Raw genomic sequence first — 22,292 nt, 5'->3', positions numbered from 1 at the left:
GTTCAATGTCTATCAATAAACATTCCGTTCTCGTCGAGCCATGGGGAACATCTATAGATCTGAATCGTAACTTAGTGCGGATTGGCTGGCTGGCGATTGGTGTCTTGTTCCTTGCCGCAGCATCGAAGATGACAATAGCCGTTCCGGGATCGCCCGTTGGCATGAACCTGGGAACATTTGCTGTCTTGACCATTGGAGCGGCCTATGGGCCGAGGCTCGGTCTATCGACGGTGCTGGCCTATTTGATTGTTGGTGCGATCGGGTTCGACGTATTTCAATCTTCATATGCCGATCTGAATGGCATCGCCTATATGACAGGGTCGACTGGCGGATATTTGATGGGCTACGTCTTAGCGACATGTGCCATCGGCTATGCCGCAAGGCTGGGATTGGACCGTCAAATGGTTTCGATGGCAGCTGCGATGTTTGTCGGCAATGTTCTGATCTACATCCCCGGAATAGTATGGCTGGGGGTCCTGTATGGTTGGGACAAGCCGATCTTGGCATGGGGCTTGACCCCCTTTGTGTTCGGCGACGCAATCAAGTTAGTGCTGGCAACAATCCTGTTCCCAACAACATGGAAGCTGATCGGCCAAGCAAGGGGATAGTCTGACATGAAGAAGATTTACCCCGATGCGAAAAGCGCCCTCGACGGGCTGCTCTTTGACGGGATGACGATTGCGGCGGGCGGCTTCGGGTTGTGTGGCATTCCGGAACTGCTGATCGCTGCAATCCGGGACGCAGGCACCAAGGATCTGACCGTGGCCTCGAACAATGCGGGCGTGGACGATTTCGGGCTGGGCATCCTTCTGCAGACGAAACAGGTCAAGAAGATGATGTCGTCCTATGTCGGCGAGAACGCGGAATTCATGCGCCAATACCTGTCGGGCGAACTGGAACTGGAGTTCAACCCCCAAGGCACATTGGCCGAACGGATGCGCGCAGGCGGTGCTGGTATCCCGGGCTTCTACACGAAGACGGGCGTCGGGACGCAAATCGCCGAAGGCAAGGAGCACAAGGATTTCGACGGCGAGACGTATATTCTCGAGCGTGGGATTGTCGCGGATATCTCGATCGTGAAGGCGTGGAAGGCGGATGACACGGGCAATCTGGTGTTCCGCAAGACCGCGCGCAACTTCAACCCGCCGGCGGCAACCTGTGGTAAGATCTGCATCTGCGAGGTCGAGGAAATTGTCCCACGCGGATCTCTGGATCCCGATCACATCCACCTGCCGGGCATCTATGTCCATCGCCTGATCGAAGGCCAGCACGAAAAGCGCATCGAGCAGCGCACGACACGCAAGCGGGAGGACAGCTGATGCCCTGGGATCGCAATCAGATGGCCGCGCGCGCGGCGGAAGAACTCGAAGACGGCATGTATGTAAACCTCGGGATCGGCATTCCGACACTTGTTGCCAACTATGTCGGCGACAAGGATATCACGCTGCAATCCGAAAACGGCATGCTGGGCATGGGGCCCTTTCCCTACGAGGGCGAGGAAGACCCCGACCTTATCAATGCAGGCAAGCAGACCATCACGGAACTCAGCCGTACCGCCTATTTCGACAACGCCCAGAGCTTTGCCATGATCCGGGGCGGCAAGATCGCCTGTGCCATCCTCGGGGCAATGGAAGTTGCGGAAAATGGTGATCTGGCCAATTGGATGATTCCCGGCAAGCTGGTCAAAGGCATGGGTGGTGCGATGGATCTGGTCGCGGGCGTGCAGCGGGTCGTCGTCGTGATGGACCATACAAACAAGCATGGCGAGTCAAAGCTGCTGAAAGAATGCACTCTGCCCCTGACAGGCGCTGGCGTCGTCGACAGGATCATCACGAATCTTGGCGTTCTCGACGTCGTCGACGGCGGGCTGAAGATCGTGGAAGTCGCCGACGGCGTATCCGAGCAGGAAATACGGGACAAAACGAAAGCTTGCATTACAATTTAGCACGTTTGGAGCGTTGATTTAGTTCTCTCTGCGCTCAATTCCCCGATCCCCGAACATGGCAAGCTATGGCGAGCCGGATGCAAAATAAATCTATCTATGGAAAACGGGGTTAGGAAACGGAAAGGATAGCTGTGCCGCTGCAGCTCTCACCCGGGACAAGCAGGCGCAGCCCGTTGTTGGAGAAGGGGCCGTCAATGTCGCTGAAGGCGCCCGCTAGGTGGGATACCGGTTCGAGACATAGATACACTTCTTTGTGCAGCGCAGCGAAGTACGATAGGGCGTCGTGTCCCTCAATGGCTATCCGAGCGCCGTCGCCGATCGATGCCGTTGCTTGCTTCCAACCGGAGTAATGATGGGTGCGACCAAGTTCCAGAATTGGGCTGGGCGCTACATCGTTGCCTCGAGCCAGCTTAAATGATCTGTTTGCAGTGAATGGATCCCACTGCCGCTCTGCGTCGAGGCTGATTTGTCCACTTTCAGATGCACGAAAATATGGATGCCAACCGATACCACCTGGCATGACAACCTTGCCTGTGTTGGTTAAGCGAAGCGCGATGGTTAGCTGGTTTCGGCATAGTTCGAACCGTTGCGTTGCCCTGAAGTCAAAAGGCCAATCTTGATCAGCCTTGTAATCAAGTGCCAACTCAATGTGTTGTTCGGTATTATCGCTGACATGCCATGCACGGCGGTGCGCAGGGCCGTGCATCACCGTCGTTCCGTCTGTCATGTTGGGTTTCAGGCGGATTTGACGGCCTTCGAGATTAAAGGTCGCGCTCTGTAACTTGTTGTGAAAAGGAAAGAGTGGAAAGGCTCCGGCCTTAGGCCATTGCGATAGACCTAAGCGGCTTCCCGGGAATGGCACGAGAAGATGGCCGTAATGGAAGTGGCGCAGGCAGCCCATGCGGCCTCCTGCCGTCGGGTAGAAGACGGCTTCCAAACAAGCGTTGCGGATCACGAAGCGTGGCTCACAGGGGGCGGTTGAAGGGTCTGGCTGGGACACATCCGGCATTGTCATTTCAGGCGCTTCCTGAGCGTCCCATCGTGGTTAAATACACAGAAGCGGCCACCTTGGAAAAATTCCGCGATATGCGGCATGGGCGAAGGGCGCTCTTGGGCGTTGTCTGGTCCGGCCAAGGAGGCTGCACGGTCATAGGGAAGGTAACCGAGATCGGCCGCAGTGCGGTTGTCCAGCCAGCCAGCCTCGATCTCTGAGATGCCGTAGACGGTGGTGCAGGTGATATCGGGATGTTCGAGGCCAATAAGGACCAACTGAGCAAGATCACGCGGGCTGATCCAGATCTTCAGCGCGCGGGCGTCCGTAGGCCGTTCTCCGGCGTTGCCGATACGGATGTTCAAAGTGCGAATTCCGAACTTGTCGAAGTAAAGCCCTGCCTCCAACTCTCCCCAGCATTTACTGAGCCCGTACAGCGAATCCGGTCGCATGGGGTCCTTGTCGGAAACGCATGTTTTACGGGGATAGAAGCCGACGGTGTGATTGGACGATCCGAAGACGATACGTTCGATCCCGTTTCGGCGCGCCGCTTCGAGAACATTGTGAGTGCCCAAGACATTGATCCTGAGTATATCCGCAATCTCGCGTTCGTTTGGATAGCCAGCTAGATGGACGATGCCGTCTACATCTGCCATGCAGTTGGCTAGGGTCTCACCCTCGGAGATATCCAGTTTTTCCCAGGTCTCGTTGTCCGCCAGCGGACCGGGGTCGGCCTTATCGACGATCTTTATCTTTGCTACCTTCTGCGCAAGGATCTTGCGCAGCGTTGTTCCGACCCTGCCGGATCCGCCAGTGATCGCGATGCATTTTCCCGATCTTTGAGGAAGACTGCTCGACATCTTTTTCTGATCAGATTCGGAAGCATTCAGCATGCTCATATGGGTATGGCCTTCGTCTTTAATGGTGAAGGGGAAGGACTCGTTCCGCGCAGAATAGCAGGTGCTTTCGGCACAATAGTGTACGATACGCTCTGAGCCGATGTGCTTTTACTTCCTCCTATGATCATAATTATTTCCTGTTTTTCAGTTAGATACGTTATCCAAGAATTTGGACTCCCGGCGCTACATCTGACACTTTATCAAAATAATGTATTATCTGTATTGAAAAGTGTAAACAGAGATTATACGGTTTTTCCGATTGCTGTGGCCGGGCTGGAGGATGGAGTCGATGGTCACCGCAGCGACACAGGGAGGAAATGATGAAGAGAACGACAACGTATGTCACATCTGGATCGGTTGGTCGTGTGATGGCTGGCTTGATGCTGGGTGTCGCGTTCGTGCCGCTGATGGCGTTTTCGGCTGCCGCGCAAGACGCGATCGGCGAAGCGCCGGCGCTTGCGGAGAATGTCGCTGCCGGCGAACTGCCACCCGTGGCTGAACGCGTCGGTAGTGAGCCTGCCGTCATCACGCCGCTTGAAGCGATCGGCAGTTATGGTGGAGAGTTGAGAACGGGCCTGCGCGGAAGCTCGGACCACAACGGCATTCTTCGTGTGGTTGGACCCCAGGGATTGGTTCGTTGGGATCCGCACTACACAGAGGTGGTTCCCAACGTTGCGGATAGTTTCGACGTGGACGCGGAAGGCAAGGTCTTCACCTTCCATCTGCGTGAGGGCATGAAATGGTCGGACGGCACGCCGTTTACTGCCGACGATGTCATGTTTAACGTCGAAGATCTGATCCTGAACGATGAGTTCGCACCGACTCCCGCCCGCTATACAACCGGCGGCGAGCCGATGAAGGCAGAGAAGCTGGATGACTACACCGTGAGGTTCACCTTCACCCAGCCCTATGGAGATTTTTTGGCCGAACTTGCCGCACCGCTCGGCCAGAACCCGGTGTTGTACTCGAAGAACTACTGCAGCCAGTTCATGCCGAAGTACAACGACAACATCGATGACCTGATTGTTGCGGAGAATGCGGCCGATTGGCAGAACCTATTCCTGCAGAAGTGCGGTGATCTGGAAATTCCGGCGCGTTGGGGTAATCCGGAGCGGCCGACACTAGATCCTTGGATCGTCACCGAGCCGTACAGCGGTGGAGCGACACGCGTGGTTATGGAGCGCAACCCCTACTTCTGGCAGATCGACACCGAGGGCAATCAGTTGCCCTATATCGACAAGCTGGTCATGCCGATCGGCGCGGACACTGAAAGCCTGATCCTTGCAGCCATAGGTGGCCGGATCGACTATGGTTTGCGTCACATCGATACGCCCGACAATCGTCCCGTTCTGGCCGAAAACCGCGAGGCAGGCGATTACCACTTCTTCGAGGCTGCACCTCCAGGCGGTTCCAACATGGTTATTGATTTCAATCTGACCAGCAAGAACCCCGAGCTGAAGAAGATATTCAACGAGAAGGACTTCCGTGTCGCTATGTCGCTCGGCATGGACCGCCAGGCCATCATCGACACAGTGATGCTTGGCGACGGTGAGCCGTGGCAGCATGGTCCGTTCGAAGACCATCCCTACTACCACGAGCAGACCTCGACCCAGTTTCTGGAGTACGATCCGGAAAAGGCGAATGCTCTGCTGGACGGGCTGGGTCTGGACCAGCGCGGTCCCGACGGGATGCGCCTGCTTCCGAACGGCGAGCCGTTTACATTCAAGATTGACGTGATCCCAACTTTCGATCCCACCTGGGTCGACGCGCTGCAGCTGATCCAACAGCAGTGGGCCGAAATCGGTGTCGACATGGAAATCAACGCCATGGAACGCACCTTCTTCTACCAGCGCACCTCCGAAAGCAACGAACATGACGCCGCTGTCTGGAACGGACGCCAGAGCTGGGTTTCCGGTCAGCTACCGCACCAGATCGTCCCCGTCAGCCATGACAGCCGCTATGGCATTCCGTGGGTGAACTGGTACGAAAGCAATGGCGAAGGTGGTGAGGAGCCGCCGGCCAGCGTCAAGAAGCGCCTCGAGCTCTTCGACAAGGCGCGCGGCCTGGCCGACCCTGACGAGCGCCGCGCCACGATGCTGGAAATGGCATCCATCGCGGCGGACGAGTTCGAAGTCATCGGTCTGTCCAAGGCGTTGCCGACCTATGGAATTGTCAAGAACGGCCTGAGGAACGTGCCGGAGTCGATGCCCAGCTCCTGGTCCTTTCCGACCCCGTCGCCCACCTTGCTGCAAACCTGGTACTGGGCAGACTAAGACAGCAGCATGAAATGCAGTGTCGCTGCCTCCTCACGTGGCGGCACTGCTCAGCCAAACGCATCAGCAGCACACCAGGTGGCCTAAATATGCTTCTCCTCTACATTCTGCGGCGCATCGTGTGGTCAGTTCCGCTCTTATTCGCAGTCACCCTCATCGCCTTTGCGCTTATATCCGCACCGCCTGGAGATTACATTACGAGCTTCGCAGCGAAGCTCTCCGAATCCGGGGATGTGGTTGATCAGGCCCGTCTTGACGCCTTGCGCGAACGGTATGGATTGGACGAACCTTTTCTCCTTCAGTACTGGTACTGGATCAGCAACGCCATCCGGGGTGACTTCGGCATTTCCTTCGAATGGCAGCAGCCCGTTTCGACCCTGATCTGGGAACGCATGTCCCTGTCAGTGACGCTTGCGCTGGCAACGCTCATGTTCACTTGGGCCTTGGCGCTTCCCATCGGGATCTACTCCGCCGTGCGTAAGTATTCGATCGGAGACTACCTGGTCACGACGATCGGCTTCATTGGTCTCGCAACACCCAACTTCCTCTTCGCGCTCGTGCTCATGTACATCGCGGTAGTTCATTTCGGCTCCGACGTATCTGGCCTCTTTTCGGACGAGTATCTGGACGCGCCCTGGTCCTGGGCAAAATTCGTCGACCTTGCCAAGCACATCTGGATTCCGGTCATCATTCTGGGCACCAGCGCCACGGCAAGCCTGGTACGTATAATGCGCGCCAACCTTTTGGACGAGCTGCATCGTCCCTACGTGACGACAGCGCGCGCCAAGGGGCTCTCCGAATTCCGTTTGATCATGAAGTATCCCGTGCGTATTGCGATCAACCCATTCGTGTCTACCATCGGCTGGGCCTTTCCCCAGCTCATTTCCGGCGCCGTGATCACGGCCGTCGTGCTGTCGCTGCCGACGGCAGGCCCACTGATGCTTCAGGCTCTGCTGGCGCAGGACATGTACCTGGCCGGTGCCTTCATCCTGCTGCTCTGCTGCCTGTCCATCATCGGTATGCTGGTGTCAGACATTCTGCTTGCGGTGATTGATCCGCGTATTCGCTTCCGGTGACTATTATGACTTCAAGAACAGAAACAGACCCGCGCGCACTCGACCAATCGCCTCAGGATTTTGCGTCACAGTGGCGCTTAATCTGGATCGCATTCCGTAGACACCGTCTGGCGATGACGGGAGCGACCATCGTATTGATGCTCTACGTCGTTGCCGCGTTCTCCGAGTTCCTCGCGCCTTTCGATCCAAACGCGACGTCGTCGGCAGACGTCTACCATCCGCCGCAGATGATCCGCTTCATCGACCGTGATGCCGACGGTGGCTGGTCCATCCGTCCGTATGTTCGCGCGATGACGTCCGAGCGCGATACGTTCACGCTTAAAACCACCTTCACAGTGAACCCCGACGAGAAGATTTACCTCCAGTTCTTCGGCAAGGGGGATACCTACAAGCTTTGGGGGCTGATCCCCATGGACCGTCACTTTCTGACCACGAAGGATCCCAGCGAACGGTTCTATATCTTTGGGGCGGATCGGCTTGGGCGCGACATGCTGAGCCGGACGATCTACGGGACGCGGATTTCCATGTCCATCGGCCTGGTCGGCGTGACGCTCAGCCTCGCACTGGGCTTGGTCCTTGGCGGTATTTCCGGTTTCTATGGCGGTCGGGTGGACCTGTTCATTCAGAGGATCGTCGAGCTGGTGATTTCGCTGCCAACCATTCCGATCTGGCTGGGCCTGAGCGCGGCGCTGCCGCAGGACTGGTCCGCACTGACACGCTATTTCGCGATCACGGTGATCCTGTCGCTGGTCGCGTGGACCGAACTGGCGCGCGTGGTTCGGGGGCGGTTCCTGGCGCTGCGGACCGAAGACTTCGTAACTGCGGCACGGCTCGACGGATGCTCACGTAAACGTGTGATTTTCCGCCACATGATGCCGTCGATGGTCAGCCATATCATCGCATCTGTCACGCTGGCGATTCCGGTAATGATCATCGCCGAAACCTCGCTGTCCTTCCTTGGCCTTGGCCTGACTCCGCCAATCATCTCCTGGGGCGTGTTGCTGAAGGAGGCGCAGAACGTGCGCTCCATCGCGCAGGCACCCTGGCTCTTCATTCCGGGCGGGGCCGTCTTCGTGGCAGTGCTTGCCCTGAACTTCCTTGGCGACGGCCTGCGGGACGCGGCTGATCCCTATGCACAGGATTCACACTGATGACCGTAACAGCCAAGAACGCTTCTGCCAACAACACCGTTCTGGAACTCCAGAATCTGACGACCGAATTTGTGACGTCGCGCGGCACCTTTCGCGCTGTGGATGACGTGTCGCTCAAACTGCATGCGGGCAAGACGCTCTGCGTCGTCGGCGAAAGCGGATCCGGGAAAAGCGTGATGTCGCGTTCGATCCTGCAGATCGTCGATCCGCCCGGCCGTGTGACCGGTGGCCAGGCATTGCTCCACCGCCACCGCACGGCGCGCGGAGGCGATTTCGACGAGACGGTCGACCTGCTCCGGCTTGACCCCAAGTCCAAGGCGATCCGCAACCTCCGCGGTCGCGACATCGCGATGATCTTCCAGGAGCCGATGAGTTCGCTCTCGCCGGTTCACCGGATCGGGGATCAGGTCGGCGAGGCGATCCGCCTGCACGAGGCCGTGTCGAAGAAGGAGGCCCGCGAGCGGACGCTGGAATTGCTGCGCAAGGTGGAAATTCCCAATCCCGGAAAGGCCATCGACCAGTTCCCGTTCGAGTTTTCGGGCGGCATGCGTCAGCGTGCGATGATCGCCATGGCGCTTGCCTGCAACCCGACGGTCCTGATCGCGGACGAACCGACGACGGCGCTCGACGTCACGATCCAGGCCGAGATCCTCGATCTGATCCGGTCGATCCAGGACGAAAGCGACATGGCTGTCCTGTTCATCACCCATGACATGGGGGTGGTCGCCGAGATCGCGGATGAAATCGCCGTCATGCGCTTCGGCAAGGTGGTGGAAACCGGCGATGTCTACGACATCTTCGAAAACCCCCAGCACCCCTACACCCAACGTTTGCTGAACTCCGTGCGGGAGCTCGATCACCCCTCGGAACGGCGCCTGGCGATGCGCGAGGCTCGCCCCATCGGTGCACCGATCCTGGTGTCCGAGAACGTCACCAAGGTCTTCGGCGCCAAGAAGGGATGGTTCGGAGGCGAGTTCAAGGGTCTGAAGGCCGTGAACGCGGCCAGCCTTGAGCTGCGCAAGGGCGAGAACCTGGGCGTCGTGGGCGAAAGCGGCTCGGGCAAGACGACCTTCGGTCGCTGCCTGCAACGTGTCTACGAGGTGAACGAGGGCAGCATCCTCTATACCAACGAAGCCGGAGAGGAGCGTGACCTTGCCGGTCTGGACGAAGACCAGTTGTCGCAGCCGTGGCGCGACATCCGGACGGTGTTCCAGGACCCGTTCTCGTCGCTCAACCCGCGCATGACCATCGGTCAGATCATCGCCGAACCGCTGATCGTCGAAGGCAAGATGACCGCTCCACAGATCCGCGACCGTGTGCATGAGCTGCTTGAGCAGGTGGGGCTGCCGGTCTCGGCCTACATGCGCTACCCGCATGCCTTCTCGGGCGGGCAGCGGCAGCGGGTCTCGATTGCGCGTGCCATCGCGCCGAACCCGCGGGTCATCATCGCGGACGAGGCGACCTCGGCGCTCGATGTCAGTATCAGGACGCAGGTCCTGGATCTGCTGCTCGACCTTCAGGATCGGCTTGATCTCAGCTTCATCCTGATCAGTCACGACATCGCCGTGATCCGGTATTTCTGTGATCGTATCGCGGTCATGTATCGCGGGCAGATCGTCGAAACCGGCGTTACCGAGACCGTCTGTCGAAACCCGCAGCACGCTTACACGCAATCGCTGCTTTCTGCCGTGCCTGTGGCCGATCCCCGCGTGCGTGGTCAGAAACGGCGCGTCCGCTACCAAGAAGCTACCTGAGGAATTCCCGTGAAGATTACTGACATCAAGACTTTCCTCATGCAGGTCGGGCCCCGGCCGGGCCTGTCCGCTGCCGATGGATCCTTCCGTGGGTCGCGCAACTGGTTGTTCCTGAAGATCGAGACCGACGAGGGCACCTACGGCATCGGCGAATGCTCGGGCTGGCCCCGGGTTGTCGAACGGGCCGTTCAAGACCTGACCACCGCCCTGATAGGAGAAGACCCGCGCGACATCGACCGACTGTGGCACCGGCTCTACATTGCCACGATGGGCCACGGCATGACCGGAACGGTCGGCGGCGGTGCGTTGTCTGGCATCGAAATGGCGCTCTGGGACATCAAGGGCAAGGTTCTTGGGCAGCCAGTATGGAACTTGCTGGGCGGCCGGTTTCGCGACACGATCCCGGTTTATGGCCATGCCAAGTCGCCCGAGCGAGCGCGTGAACTGGTTTCTCGTGGCTACAGTGCGGTGAAGGTCGGCTTCACGGGTGGCGTGGACATCGACTTGGTGGCTTCGATCCGCGACGCGGTCGGGGGCGATGTTGACCTTATGGTTGATGCGCATGGACCATCCTGGATGACGGCCGCCGACGCTATCGCTGTGGGACGGGAGATGGAACAGCTGGACCTTCTGTTCTATGAGGATCCGGTTGCGCCTGAGAACCTGGATGCCCTGCAGCGCGTGCGTGATGCGGTGGATATTCCCTTGGCTGCAGGTGAACGCGTCAGCACGATCTGGGGAATTCGGCCCTATATCGAGCGAGACCTGGTGGACGTGATCCAGCCCGATACCGGGCGGGCTGGCGGGATTACCCAGATGCGCAAAATGGCTGCGATGGCAGAATCCCACTTCATCACCATGGCACCGCATTCCGGCTCTCTGGGGCCGGTGGCCGAGTTTGCGGCACTGCATGTAATGGCGACCATTCCGAACGTGCTGATGCTGGAACGGGTCGAGATCGACTGGGAAGGCCGCTATGATGTCGTGACTCCGGTCTTGAAGTCAGAGAACGGCGCCTTGCCCCTGCCAACCGCTCCGGGACTGGGCGTGGAATTGGTTGAAGACGAAATTGAGAAGTACCCCAGCAGCAGGAACGTCTCGGAGATGCCCAAGAACGAGGGCGCCTATGAGCCGGGCACCTTCGGAGAATGCGTCTACTTCCAGCCGCGTCTGCGCCGGAGTTCCCGTCTGCGACTGAAGCGGACCACGGAGTACTGAGATCAGATGGAAGTCGAAACGGAAGGTGCGACGACGCCAGGTGGCGACCTTGTCCTGGTTGCCCTTGCGGGGCAGGCGGCCCTTGCGCTTTGCACGTTGGATCCGGCGACAGGCGGCTTTTCAGTTCTCGAAAGGCTGACCTTGCCCGAGGCCGGTGGCACATGCAGGGGTGTGCCGATGGCCGCGCGCGCCGATGGTGAGCGGATCTATCTGGCTTGGCGCGGCGAGCCGTTCCGTCTATACAGCTTTGCGCTGAATCGGGCTGCGCGCCGCCTGGAGTGTCTGGGCAGCTCCAGCCTGCCGGCCAGCATGTGCTACCTGAAGCTATCGCTTAGTGGTCGGCACGTGCTGACCTCATCCAATGTAGGCAGCGTGATCGCTGTCAGCCCGATCGATGACAGCGGCTGCGCGGGCGAGCCGGTCCTGACGCAGGAAGCACATAAGGCCCATTGCGTGGTGCCCGCGCCTAACGGGCTGGTCTATGCCACCAGCCTGCGCGGTGATTTCGTGCAATGCTGCAGCTTCGATGCCGTGCGCGGCGGCCTCGCTCCGCTGTCGCGCCTAGACCTGCCCGTCGGATCGGGACCTCGTCATCTCACGTTTACCGAAGGTGGGGCGCGGGCCTACCTGCTGTCGGAATTCATGGGTCTCCTGAGTTGCCTGGACGTCGATGACGCAACCGGTGCCCTTTCGGTCCGCCAAAGCGTCTCGCTGTTCCCGGGGGCTGAAAAGGCCCGGGCGGCCGAGCTGCGCCTTGGATCGGATCAGACCCATCTTTATGCCTCCGAGCGCAACACCTCGCGGATCTTCACCTTCCGTCTCGATGCGGCAGGCGGGATGCATCTGATCGGCGCCGTGCCAGCGCCGGAGTGCCCGACGGCTTTCGACCTCAGCCGCTGCGGGCGTTACCTGATTGCCCTAGGCGAAGCGAGCGGCGAGGTCTGGAGCTATCGCATCCGGCCCGACGGACTGCCTGACCTTGCTGCCCGGGTCGCAGTCGGTGCAGTGCCCAGCTGGGTACTGGCGCTTTGACCCATCCAAACTCACCAAGGATCTGACGATGAAAGAGAGCACCAAGGTCAAGTTTCAGCATGTTTCGGTCGCGACGATCGCGACTGCGCTCTACAAGCGGGGATTACGCCACCAAGTAATCCAAGGGGTGCATCCGGTCGGCTGGAAGGGCGCGAACATGGTCGGACCTGCCTTCACTCTGCGCTACATGCCGGCGCGCGAGGATCGCAACGGGATCGAAGTCTTCCGCGACCCCGAGCACAAACAGCGGGTTGCAATCGAGACGTGTCCCAAAGGACATGTTTTGGTTATGGACAGCCGCAAGCAGGCTGATGCGGCCTCTGCCGGGGACATTCTTATCACTCGGCTGATGAAGCGCGGCGCGGGTGGGGTTGTCACGGATGGCGGGTTTCGTGATGCCATGAAAATCGCAGCACTGGAGATCCCTGCCTATCACACGCGCCCGTCCAGCCCTACCAACCTGACGAACAACGAGGCCATTGCCATCAACGAACCCATCGGTTGTGGCGATGCGCCGGTCTTTCCCGGTGATGCCATCGTCGGAGACGCTGATTGCGTGATCGTCGTGCCCGCCGAAATTGCGGAAGAGGTTGCGGACGAGTGCATCGAAATGACCGCCTACGAAGAATTCGTGCTTGAACAGGTGGAAAGTGGCGATACTGTCATCGGCCTTTATCCCTGCACGAAGGACGAAAACCGCAGGGCCTTCGATGCTTGGCTCGCCGCACGGGACGACACCTAATACTATCGTGGGGTCAGTGAGGGTGCGTGACGACTCGGCACAGCAAACCGGTGGCTCCATGCTTTGCCATTTTCGTTGGGCCATTCTTGTCGCGGCAGTCGGCTTGCAGTTGGGGGTGGGTCGGCTGGAACGGCGTTCGGCACGCTATCGATCTTCTTCATCTGTACGGTGCTGGCGATGCTCGAAATCAGCCTGGTGTTCGACAACACCATCGTGAGTGCCAACAAGCTCAAGTTGAAGTTGCCGCTATGGCCGCGCCGTTTCCTGACCTGGGCATCCTGATCGCGGTCATCGTCCTGTCCGCCACCATGTCCGCGCAATCCATCCTGCGCGTCGCTTAAGATGTGACAGGTCAGGGCGGCGTCTCGTTGATCGACTTCGTACTCTGATTGACGGTGCGCCATGACAGGACGGCTGGTTGTTGATACCTGAAGGCAAGGCGTCGCACAATTTTGTGTGTGAACCTGTTGCTATGATGTACTATGATTGCCGCCTCAAAGACGGCAAGGGTAGCGGGCCCGCACGCTCCCTGCAAATTATCTAATGGTAAAGAGACGGGCCGCTTACGCGCCTATTGTGGCAAGGCAAGGAGGAATGATGGACAAAGTCGTCAAAAGCCCAAGCGGCAAAGCAAGCTCGTCGAAGAGCAAGAAAGTTCGCGAACCTGGATACAGTCGCATTGCCCATCTGATCCGGGAAGAGATCTTCGACGGTCGTGTCACGGCAGGGGCGCGTCTGAAGGTGTCCGAAATTGCCAAACGCTATGGCACCAGCACCAATCCCGCGCGTGAGGCGCTCCAGATGCTGGAAGGCGAAGGGCTGGTCACGATCACACCAAATCGAGGCGCCAGCGTGCGCGAGATCAACGAGGAGATGCTGCAAAACGTTTTCGACCTGCGCGCGATCCTATGGGCCTATATCGTCAAGTCTTTCGTCGAGTTCGCCACCCCGGACGACATTACCGCACTGCGCCGACATCAGGAAGACTGCGAGGCTGCGGTGGAGAGGGGCGACTACGAAGCATATCACAAGGCGAATGTGGCATTTCACGACCTGATCGTCGATCACCACTACAACAGCGAAGCCGTGTCGATCATCCGAAAGCACGACAGGTGGCTTCAGGCCCTTTCCTTGTCGGAACCATTGAACCTTGCCCAGATGCGGCGATCCTCGGACGAGCATTGGCGCATCGTCGAGTCGGTCGAGAAGGGCCTGCCCGAAGAGGCCGCGCGCGCAATCGAAGAACACCTTGGCAACGCTCAGGCCACCTTCCTCGACCGGCTGCGCAGGAAACGCCGGAAGCAGCCGGGCTGAACAGCGATCCAATCTCGCAATTCGAGAGCTTAACGTCTTTGCAGGTTCGGGCTGTGCCGAGCCTCATCGGTGATCTTCGACAGGTCCTCGGGCGTTCTTTGTGTACATGTCTCAGCTTGAACCGGCTTTCTCGGGTGTGGTGTCATTTTCTGTTTGAATATCATACATAAAATAGTATAGATAATGTGTGAATTACAGGGGGCGCCTGACGGACGAAAGCGCGGCATATGACGGACACTGCAACTTTCCTATCCAGCAACCTCCCCTTCGATGCCGGCCAGTGGGCCCGGCTTGAGGCTGCGCTGCCGCCCGGACGGATCATGCGTGTTGATACGGGCGATGATGCCGCCGTTGCCTCTGCGTTGGCTAAAGCTGAGATCGCCATCCTGCACAGTGACCTCGATCAGCGTTTTATAGAAGCACCGCGGCTCAAATGGGTGCATTGTGACCATGCGGGCCTGACAAAGTCCGCGCGTCCCGAAGTGTTCGAAAAGGGCCTTGTTGTGACCGGGTCGGCGGGGCGGTCGGGGCCAGCGCTGGCGGAACATGTAATGATGTTCTCGCTGATGCTCTGCGCCGGCTACCCAGAATTCTATGAGGCGCAGAAGCGGCATGAATGGCGGCGTGTCCCCGAAATGGCGAACCTGTTTGCGCTCATGGGCCGCACGATGGGCATAATCGGCATGGGCCATACCGGTAAGGCACTGGCGGTGCGGGCAAAGGCGTTCGGCATGACGGTGCTTGGCTATCGCCGCCGCGATGAACCTGCGCCCGAAGGCGTCGATCGTATGTATTGCAGCGACCTGGGTGAGGGGATCGACGAGATCCTCGAACAGTCGGACATCGTTACGCTGGTCATCAACCTGTCGGATGCCACGAGCCACATGATCGGCGCGGACCAGTTCGCGCACATGAAGGAGTCCGCCATCCTGGTGAACCTAGCGCGCGGTGGTGTCGTTGACCAGGACGCGCTGATCTCGGCACTGACCGAAGGCCAGATCGCGGGCGCGGGTATCGACGTGATGACGCCCGAACCGCTGCCGCCCGAGCATCCGCTTTGGGACACGCCGAACCTGCTCATCACGCCGCATTTCTCGGCAAAGCTGCCGGACAGGTCCGAACGGTCGCTGCAGATGATTATCGAGAATATCGAGCGGTATCGAACCGGGCAGGCCATGCTCAACCGGATCAACCAGGAGGATCTGTGGTCGGTGGCCTGACCGGGCCAGAACCTTTAGATCGCGCGAGTTCAAGCAAGAGGGATACCACCATGAAAATCGGTTTCATCGGTCTGGGCGTCATGGGCCAACCCATGGCGGGCCATCTGATCGCTGCCGGCCACGAGGTCGGTCTGTACCGCGTCAAGGACAAGTCGCGGCATCTCGTCGAGGCGGGCGGGCGCGCGGCAGATTCGGCCAAGGCCGTCGCGCAAAGCGCGGATGTCATCATCCTGATGGTCCCGGATACGCCGGACGTCGAAGCCGTTCTGTTCGGCAAGGATGGCGTCGCCGCCGGACTGAGTGCGGGCAAGACCGTTGTCGACATGAGCTCTATCTCGCCCGTCGCCACGCGCGAGTTTGCAAGCCGCATCGTAGAGATGGGCTGCGCCTATATAGATGCGCCGGTTTCGGGCGGGGAAGCGGGCGCCAAGGCAGCGTCGCTGTCCATCATGGTCGGCGGGGCGCAGGCGGATTTCGACAGAGTGCTGCCGATCTTCGAGGTCATGGGCAAGAACATCACCCTTGTCGGGGATGTCGGCGCTGGACAAACGGCAAAGATCGCCAACCAGATCATGGTTGCCCTGACCATCGGCGCGGTCTCCGAAGGGCTTGTTTTCGCATCCAAGGCAGGGGCCGACCCGGCAAAGGTGCGCGACGCCATCATGGGCGGTCTTGCCTCTTCGCGGATACTGGAACTGCACGGCAAACGGATGATCGACCGGACATTCGAGCCGGGGTTCCGCATCTCGCTGCACCAGAAGGACCTTAACAACGCGCTGGTGTCGGCGCGCAGCCTCAAGATGGCGCTGCCCGCAACGGCCCAGGCGCAGGAGCTGTTCAGCGGTTGCGCGGGTTTGGGCCACGGCGAATTGGATCACTCGGCTCTGGTTAGGGCGATCGAGGCTCTTGCCGGACACGAGATCGGAAGCTGAGAACCGAGCAGGGCAATCGCGATGACCAAGACAGCCGAAACGAGCGTGCGCGAGTTGTTGCGGCAGCTGGTCGATGCCGCTGTATCGGCTGCCGATCCCTAGGCTGAGCTTGCACGCCACCTGCCGGACAAGCCCGAAGGACGTTGTATCGTGGTCGGAGCAGGGAAATCCGCGGCGACGATGGCAAGGGCCGTTGAGCACGCCTGGCCCGATGTCGCTCTGTCGGACATCGTTGTTACCCGCTACGGCCATTCGGTGCCGACCGAACGCATCCAGGTGCGCGAGGCGGCGCATCCTGTCCCCGACAAGGCCGGTCAGGAGGCTACGGCCGATATCCTGAAAACCGTGGGAACGGCGGACGAGGGCGATCTTGTTCTGGCGCTGATCTCCGGTGGTGGCTCTGCGCTGCTGACCGCGCCGGTACCGACGCTTACGTTCGACGACAAAATCGACGTGACGCGAAGGTTGCTCGCTTCGGGTCTTCCGGTCGCCGAGATGGACCATCTGCGCAGGTGGCTTTCCCTTGTGAAGGGGGGCGGCCTTGCCCGTGTCGCAGCGCCCGCGAGGTTAGTAACGCTCGCGACTTCCGATGTTCCCGGAGACGATTCGATGGCCATCGCTTCCGGGTCGACAGTGCCTTGCCTGATGACGATATCGATCTCGCGCGCGCCATTGAACGGCTTGGGCCGGGCCTGCCCGACCCGGTACTGTCTGCGCTCGCCCAGCGGCAGAAATGGGACGACCCTGCTCCGTCTGTCGACTACCGACTTCTGGACACGCCGCAGATGTCGTTGGATGCTGCAGCGCAGGTGGCGAAGCGGTACGGGATAACGCCTGTCATTCTCGGGGACACGCTTGAGGGCGAGGCACGTGAAATGGGGACCGTCATGGCAGGCATCGCGCGTGCCGTTGCTGACCACGGCACCCCAGTGCAGCGCCCAGCGGTGTTGCTATCAGGTGGTGAGACAACCGTTACAATCGGAGATCGCAAACTCGGTCGGGGTGGGCGTAACACGGAATTTCTTCTGTCTCTGGCCATCGGCTTGCGGGGCCTGCCTAAAGTTCATGCCGTGTCGGTGGACACAGAGGAATTGACGGGACCGAGGATGCTGCAGGCGCACTGATCAACCCGACGACGCTGGAGCGCGCAAGCCAGGCGGCATGCGTTCCCGGCCATCATTTAGCGGAACACGACAGCTACAGCCTGTTCGACGCGATTGGAGATCTCATCCGAACGGGCCCAACACTTACTAACGTCAACGACTTTCGCTTTTTTTGAAGCGGCGCACCCGCGCTGTGGGTGCAGATAAGGTGTTTGCCCTCTAGCGGCGGGCAAACCGAGCCAAGGCGAAACGGCACCCAAAGGGCACATCGTGACGTGAAAGGGCAAATGCCCTGACTATCGATAGGTTTGATTTGGTCGGAGTGAGAGGATTCGAACCTCCGACCCCTGCCTCCCGAAGACAGTGCTCTACCAGGCTGAGCTACACTCCGACCGTGTCGGGCTCGAACTATCGCGCCTTGTTTATTTTGACAAGCGGAAAATCGGGCCGCCTGCTGCCCACATTCTCGCCTGCAGAAGTTCCAGAACGACGATACCCCGTCGTTTCGAGGGCTGGTGTTGATCTTGGTCGGGAAGGTTGTTTATGCGAGCAGGGTTTACACCTGTTTAATCAAAGCTGACGAACCAGCGACTGCCAAAAGCTCATAGGAGCGTGCACTTCTTTCTTGGGCAAAGCCTGGCCACTGTGTTTGTCTGGCTGGTCGAGCGGTCCATTTCTGGCAAGCTTTGCACTGGGCATTCACGATAGTGACGAGCTTGCGGGCGACAGCCGTGATGACAACCTTGTGTGGTTTTCCGGCGGCAGGCAGACGCGTAGTGAAGGCTTTCAGGACCGGGTTGTGATGGCGGCGAGAGCGGCCTGGAACATCGCATGCCTCAACAAGCGCCGTCCGCCTGCAATGACGCGCTTGCAGTGCATCGTTCCACCGTCATGTGCAATGGGCGCGAGGTCAGTGAGCGCAGCGGCCTTGTCCCCCAAGATTTGGCCGAGCTCTGGCTTTTCGGCCATCAACATGGTGCTGGCAACTGGGACAAGGCGCCGCCTGTCGTAGTCGATACCGCTGTCCCGCCTCTGGCTATTTGAGGTCCGTCAGAGTCCGCACGGAACAAATTCCGTTACGATAAAGGACATTTTTGCTTTACTCCCAAACTCTGTCGAAGAGTTTTCAATGGCTTATCTGAGGTCAGAAGGACAAAATCGGTGACGTTCGACACAAGGGCCTTCGCGGGTTCTTCTTTCTTTCTGGATCGACATTTCACGGGCAAGCCCACGAAATGGGGCTCAACGTTTTTACTCATCTCATCATATTCAGGTCGCGGTACTCGTGAACGGACCGCAAAATGGGTGGTCAATGAGACGGCCAACATGATCTCTATCGCTCCAACGTTTGTACAGTGTATTGTGCGGGCCGTATTCTTTGGGAGCGTCGCGTCGGTACAAGTCATCGCGATTGATAAAGATCATCATGCTTGGAACGTGCCGATCATCAACCCGTGGTGTGCGATGAAACTCGGGAGTGTCAGGTTTAAGTCGCCCATCTCTGCGTCGCCAAATCAAAATAGACCAGACATGCCACCGCGCCATTTTCAGAGGCGTGAATCACGTAGCGACCCTGAAATCAATGGTTCCTCAGTCTAAGGAACAGACACAAACTTGATTCAGAACATTATATGAACAACACTTTTCCTTTCCCGCGAGAGCGGCTAGATTGTGGGCATGAGCAGCCAAGATGATCCCGCCTTCAACGAAGCCCCGCTTGGATACTCGCTGTCGCAACGCGCGATGGCGGCGCGACCGCAACCCTATCTGGACGGGCTGAACCCCGCGCAGCGCGAAGCCGTGGAGATGACGGACGGACCCGTGCTGATGCTCGCCGGTGCCGGGACGGGCAAGACGCGGGCGCTGACAGCGAGGATCGCACATCTGCTCAATACCGGGCTGGCGCGCCCGAACGAGATCCTGGCGGTCACCTTCACCAACAAGGCTGCCCGGGAAATGAAGGAACGTGTAGCCAGGTTGCTCGGCCAATCGGTGGAAGGGATGCCATGGCTCGGCACGTTCCATGCGATCAACGTGAAACTGTTGCGACGTCACGCGGAACTTGTAGGGCTGAAGTCGAACTTCACGATCCTCGATACCGATGACCAGATCAGGTTGCTCAAGCAGGTCATTAATGCTGCGAATATTGACGAAAAGCGTTGGCCCGCCCGTCAACTCGCGGGGTTGATCGACAATTGGAAGAACCGCGCATGGACACCGGAAAATGTGCCCGTAGCGGAAAGCAGCGCGTTCAACAGTATGGGCGTGGATCTGTATGCAGCGTATCAGCGTCGGCTGAAGGATCTCAATGCCGTCGATTTCGGTGATCTGTTGCTGCACATGGTCACTGTGTTCCAGAAGCATGAAGACGTGTTGCGGCAATATCAACGCTGGTTCCGCTACATTCTGGTAGACGAATACCAAGACACGAACGTCGCGCAGTATCTATGGCTGCGGCTACTGGCGGCTGGGCACAAGAATATCTGCTGCGTCGGTGATGATGATCAGTCGATCTATGGCTGGCGCGGGGCCGAGGTCGGCAACATCCTACGCTTTGAACGCGATTTCCCCGGTGCGCATGTTGTCCGATTGGAGCAGAATTACCGGTCGACCGCGCATATTCTTGGGGCCGCGTCCGGTGTGATCCGGGGCAATGAAGGACGTTTGGGAAAGACACTTTGGACCGATCGGGATGAGGGCGAGAAACTGCGTCTCATCGGCCACTGGGATGGCGAAGAAGAAGCGCGCTGGGTCGGCGAAGAAATCGAGGCGATGCAGCGTGGTACCCGTGGCGGTCGCACCTATAGCGCAGATGACATGGCGATCCTCGTCAGGGCCAGCCACCAGATGCGGGCCTTCGAAGACCGTTTCCTGACCATCGGCCTGCCTTACCGTGTGATAGGCGGCCCGCGCTTTTACGAGCGGATGGAGATCCGCGATGCCATGGCCTATTTCCGGCTGGCGACCAGCCCGACTGATGATCTGGCCTTCGAGCGGATCGTGAATACGCCCAAGCGGGGCTTGGGCGACAAGGCGCAGCAGAAGATCCAGCGGGCGGCGCGGGCGAATGGCGTGCCGCTGCTGGAAGGGGCGCGGCTTCTGATCGCGGCGGACGATATTTCGGGCAAGGGCAAGACGGAACTTGCGAAATTCGTGCGGCAGATGGACCAGTGGCATGCAATGGCACTCGATCCCGCGCAGAGCCATATCGAACTGGCCGAACTGATGCTGGACGAAAGCGGCTACACCACCATGTGGCAGAACGACAAATCACCCGATGCGCCCGGGAGATTGGAGAACCTGAAAGAACTGGTGAAGGCGCTGGAGCAATTCGAGAACCTGCAAGGCTTCCTCGAACATGTCGCGCTGATCATGGATAACGAACAGGACAGCGACGAGCCGAAAGTGTCGGTGATGACGCTACACGCTGCCAAGGGGCTCGAATTTCCCGTGGTCTTTCTGCCCGGCTGGGAAGACGGTCTGTTCCCGTCGCAACGGTCCATGGATGAAAGCGGCCTGAAGGGATTGGAAGAAGAACGCCGGCTTGCCTATGTCGGCATCACGCGGGCAGAAGAAGTCTGCACGATTTCCTTTGCGGCGAACCGGCGCGTGTTCGGCCAATGGCAGTCGTCATTGCCCTCACGCTTTATCGACGAGTTGCCGGAGGAACATGTCGATGTGTTGACTCCGCCGGGCCTGTATGGCGGCGGATATGGTGCTGCAGGAATGTCGAACGTGTCGACGCTGGAAGAAGACGCCGCGTCTCGCGACGTCTACAATTCTCCGGGGTGGCGGCGGCTTCAGACACGGTCGGCGCAAGCGCAACGCGTGACGCAACGCACATCGCGGGTAATCGACATGACCGCGGACTCGACCTTCACGGTGGGGGAACGCGTCTTCCATCAGAAATTCGGCTATGGCTCGGTCGTGGGTATTGAGGGCGACAAACTTAACATCGCTTTCGAAAAGGCGGGGGCCAAGCATGTCGTAGCAAGGTTCGTGACTTTGGCCGAACAGGCTGACGACATCCCCTTTTAGGTTGGACTGATCGGAACGGAATTGGCCGGAGGTGCGCGCGCCGCCGGTCTTTTTTGTGTCAGGGAAAGAAAAAAGCGGCGACACCAGGGAGGAGGAGGGTGTCGCCGCCGATCAACAGAAAACCCAGGGAGGAGGAGGGGTCTTCTGAACTGCAAATCTCGTTTCGGCTTTCGCCTGATCCGTGTCGGCTGGTACCGCGCTTGGGATGACTGATAGATAGCATTTTGCTGCAGATGCACAATGCGACAATTCGTCAATGCTGCTATGCGGCATTTGCATGGGTTAGTTTTGCTCGCAAATTAATCGCAGTCGGATGATTTCCCTGCGCGTGGGTATGAAACCAGGGTTACGGCCGCAGCTCACTGTAGGTTCGCGGCCCAGGCTCAAAATTATGGGAATTCATGGAATACTACATTCGGTGTTCCGTGGACGTTTGCTGTCTATATGTATGATGAAGGGCCGTGTGGTCTTGCCGAAGGGTCACTTTTTCCCATTAAGAGCCATAAATTCCCTTGATTTCCATGAATTCCCATGGCATCCCTTAATCACGGTGAAAACGATTAGGCGTTCCCCAAGGCGCCAAAATATAAAAACGGCAGGTTCA

18 protein-coding genes, 1 tRNA gene and 2 pseudogenes are annotated in these 22,292 nt (G+C 58.9%); 16 read left to right on the top strand and 5 right to left on the bottom strand.

The features are described 5' to 3' along the window. Positions 1 to 5: 5 nt before the first annotated feature. The 3 genes from FPZ52_RS07450 to FPZ52_RS07440 are packed head-to-tail and all read left to right on the top strand — an operon-like array spanning position 6 to position 1,945. Positions 6 to 608 (top strand): biotin transporter BioY, encoded by a 603-nt coding sequence (locus FPZ52_RS07450; protein WP_146364857.1) that lies wholly within the window; start codon positions 6 to 8, stop codon positions 606 to 608. A 6-nt stretch (positions 609 to 614) separates the two neighbouring features. Continuing rightward, complete coding sequence (locus tag FPZ52_RS07445) at positions 615 to 1,319, top strand: CoA transferase subunit A (RefSeq protein ID WP_146364856.1); 705 nt, start codon at positions 615 to 617, stop codon at positions 1,317 to 1,319. Next, positions 1,319 to 1,945, top strand: coding sequence for a 3-oxoacid CoA-transferase subunit B (locus FPZ52_RS07440; protein WP_146364855.1), 627 nt, complete (start codon positions 1,319 to 1,321; stop codon positions 1,943 to 1,945). The genes FPZ52_RS07445 and FPZ52_RS07440 overlap by 1 nt, the downstream gene beginning before the upstream one ends. Positions 1,946 to 2,054: 109 nt before the next feature. Here FPZ52_RS07440 and FPZ52_RS07435 read toward each other — a convergent pair whose 3' ends face one another. Further along, entirely contained in the window at positions 2,055 to 2,900 is an 846-nt protein-coding gene (locus FPZ52_RS07435; RefSeq protein ID WP_205758574.1) for an aldose epimerase family protein, read from the bottom strand. Between the two features lie 56 nt (positions 2,901 to 2,956). After that, the gene (locus tag FPZ52_RS07430) at positions 2,957 to 3,796 is read right to left on the bottom strand and encodes an NAD-dependent epimerase/dehydratase family protein (RefSeq protein ID WP_240804316.1); all 840 of its coding nucleotides are present in this window, start codon (positions 3,794 to 3,796) and stop codon (positions 2,957 to 2,959) included. 359 nt (positions 3,797 to 4,155) lie between these two features. Here FPZ52_RS07430 and FPZ52_RS07425 point away from each other — a divergent pair, with 359 nt between their 5' ends. From FPZ52_RS07425 to FPZ52_RS19150, 12 genes and pseudogenes are all read left to right on the top strand, one after another. Next, on the top strand, positions 4,156 to 6,108 hold the full coding sequence (locus FPZ52_RS07425) for an ABC transporter substrate-binding protein (protein ID WP_240804315.1): 1,953 nt from the start codon (positions 4,156 to 4,158) through the stop codon (positions 6,106 to 6,108). An 89-nt stretch (positions 6,109 to 6,197) separates the two neighbouring features. Next, a complete protein-coding gene (locus FPZ52_RS07420) occupies positions 6,198 to 7,184 on the top strand; it encodes an ABC transporter permease (protein WP_146364852.1) in 987 nt (328 codons plus the stop codon). Between the two features lie 5 nt (positions 7,185 to 7,189). Next, positions 7,190 to 8,335 (top strand): ABC transporter permease, encoded by a 1,146-nt coding sequence (locus FPZ52_RS07415; RefSeq protein ID WP_146364851.1) that lies wholly within the window; start codon positions 7,190 to 7,192, stop codon positions 8,333 to 8,335. Then, the gene (locus FPZ52_RS07410; protein ID WP_146364850.1) at positions 8,335 to 10,089 is read left to right on the top strand and encodes a dipeptide ABC transporter ATP-binding protein; all 1,755 of its coding nucleotides are present in this window, start codon (positions 8,335 to 8,337) and stop codon (positions 10,087 to 10,089) included. Before FPZ52_RS07415 ends, FPZ52_RS07410 begins: the two co-directional genes overlap by 1 nt. Positions 10,090 to 10,098: 9 nt before the next feature. Then, on the top strand, positions 10,099 to 11,307 hold the full coding sequence (locus tag FPZ52_RS07405; RefSeq protein ID WP_146364849.1) for a mandelate racemase/muconate lactonizing enzyme family protein: 1,209 nt from the start codon (positions 10,099 to 10,101) through the stop codon (positions 11,305 to 11,307). 6 nt (positions 11,308 to 11,313) lie between these two features. Next, on the top strand, positions 11,314 to 12,339 hold the full coding sequence (locus tag FPZ52_RS07400; RefSeq protein WP_146364848.1) for a lactonase family protein: 1,026 nt from the start codon (positions 11,314 to 11,316) through the stop codon (positions 12,337 to 12,339). Between the two features lie 28 nt (positions 12,340 to 12,367). Further along, a complete protein-coding gene (locus FPZ52_RS07395) occupies positions 12,368 to 13,081 on the top strand; it encodes a ribonuclease activity regulator RraA (RefSeq protein WP_146364847.1) in 714 nt (237 codons plus the stop codon). Between the two features lie 597 nt (positions 13,082 to 13,678). Next, positions 13,679 to 14,395 carry a GntR family transcriptional regulator gene (locus tag FPZ52_RS07390; protein WP_205758573.1) on the top strand — a complete coding sequence of 239 codons (717 nt, stop codon included), beginning with the start codon at positions 13,679 to 13,681 and terminating at the stop codon, positions 14,393 to 14,395. A 227-nt stretch (positions 14,396 to 14,622) separates the two neighbouring features. After that, entirely contained in the window at positions 14,623 to 15,615 is a 993-nt protein-coding gene (locus FPZ52_RS07385; RefSeq protein WP_146364845.1) for a D-2-hydroxyacid dehydrogenase, read from the top strand. Positions 15,616 to 15,665: 50 nt separating this feature from the next. Further along, positions 15,666 to 16,547 carry a 2-hydroxy-3-oxopropionate reductase gene (locus FPZ52_RS07380; protein ID WP_146364844.1) on the top strand — a complete coding sequence of 294 codons (882 nt, stop codon included), beginning with the start codon at positions 15,666 to 15,668 and terminating at the stop codon, positions 16,545 to 16,547. A gap of 150 nt (positions 16,548 to 16,697) precedes the next feature. Continuing rightward, positions 16,698 to 17,378, top strand: a complete 681-nt coding sequence (locus FPZ52_RS19155; protein WP_240804314.1) for a glycerate-2-kinase family protein — start codon at positions 16,698 to 16,700, stop codon at positions 17,376 to 17,378. Further along, positions 17,333 to 17,826: pseudogene (locus FPZ52_RS19150) on the top strand (MOFRL family protein). The gene FPZ52_RS19155 and the pseudogene FPZ52_RS19150 overlap by 46 nt, the downstream one beginning before the upstream one ends. A gap of 138 nt (positions 17,827 to 17,964) precedes the next feature. On the opposite strand, the gene FPZ52_RS07370 reads toward FPZ52_RS19150, so the two are convergent. The 3 genes and pseudogenes from FPZ52_RS07370 to FPZ52_RS19140 all read right to left on the bottom strand — a co-directional run. Beyond that, positions 17,965 to 18,041: transfer RNA gene (locus FPZ52_RS07370), tRNA-Pro, on the bottom strand. A 395-nt stretch (positions 18,042 to 18,436) separates the two neighbouring features. Beyond that, positions 18,437 to 18,619: a transposase gene (locus FPZ52_RS19555; RefSeq protein ID WP_168201283.1), complete on the bottom strand. Its 183-nt coding sequence runs from the start codon at positions 18,617 to 18,619 to the stop codon at positions 18,437 to 18,439. Between the two features lie 372 nt (positions 18,620 to 18,991). Continuing rightward, positions 18,992 to 19,195 (bottom strand): annotated as a pseudogene (locus tag FPZ52_RS19140) (hypothetical protein); the annotation flags it as partial. A 132-nt stretch (positions 19,196 to 19,327) separates the two neighbouring features. Here FPZ52_RS19140 and FPZ52_RS07355 point away from each other — a divergent pair. Beyond that, positions 19,328 to 21,688, top strand: coding sequence for an ATP-dependent helicase (locus tag FPZ52_RS07355; protein ID WP_146364841.1), 2,361 nt, complete (start codon positions 19,328 to 19,330; stop codon positions 21,686 to 21,688). Positions 21,689 to 22,292: the final 604 nt, after the last annotated feature.

The organism is Qingshengfaniella alkalisoli (genome assembly GCF_007855645.1).
Classification (GTDB): Bacteria; Pseudomonadota; Alphaproteobacteria; order Rhodobacterales; family Rhodobacteraceae; genus Qingshengfaniella; species Qingshengfaniella alkalisoli.
Note: the sequence above shows the minus strand (reverse complement) of the source record. Positions and strands in the feature narration are given on the sequence as shown.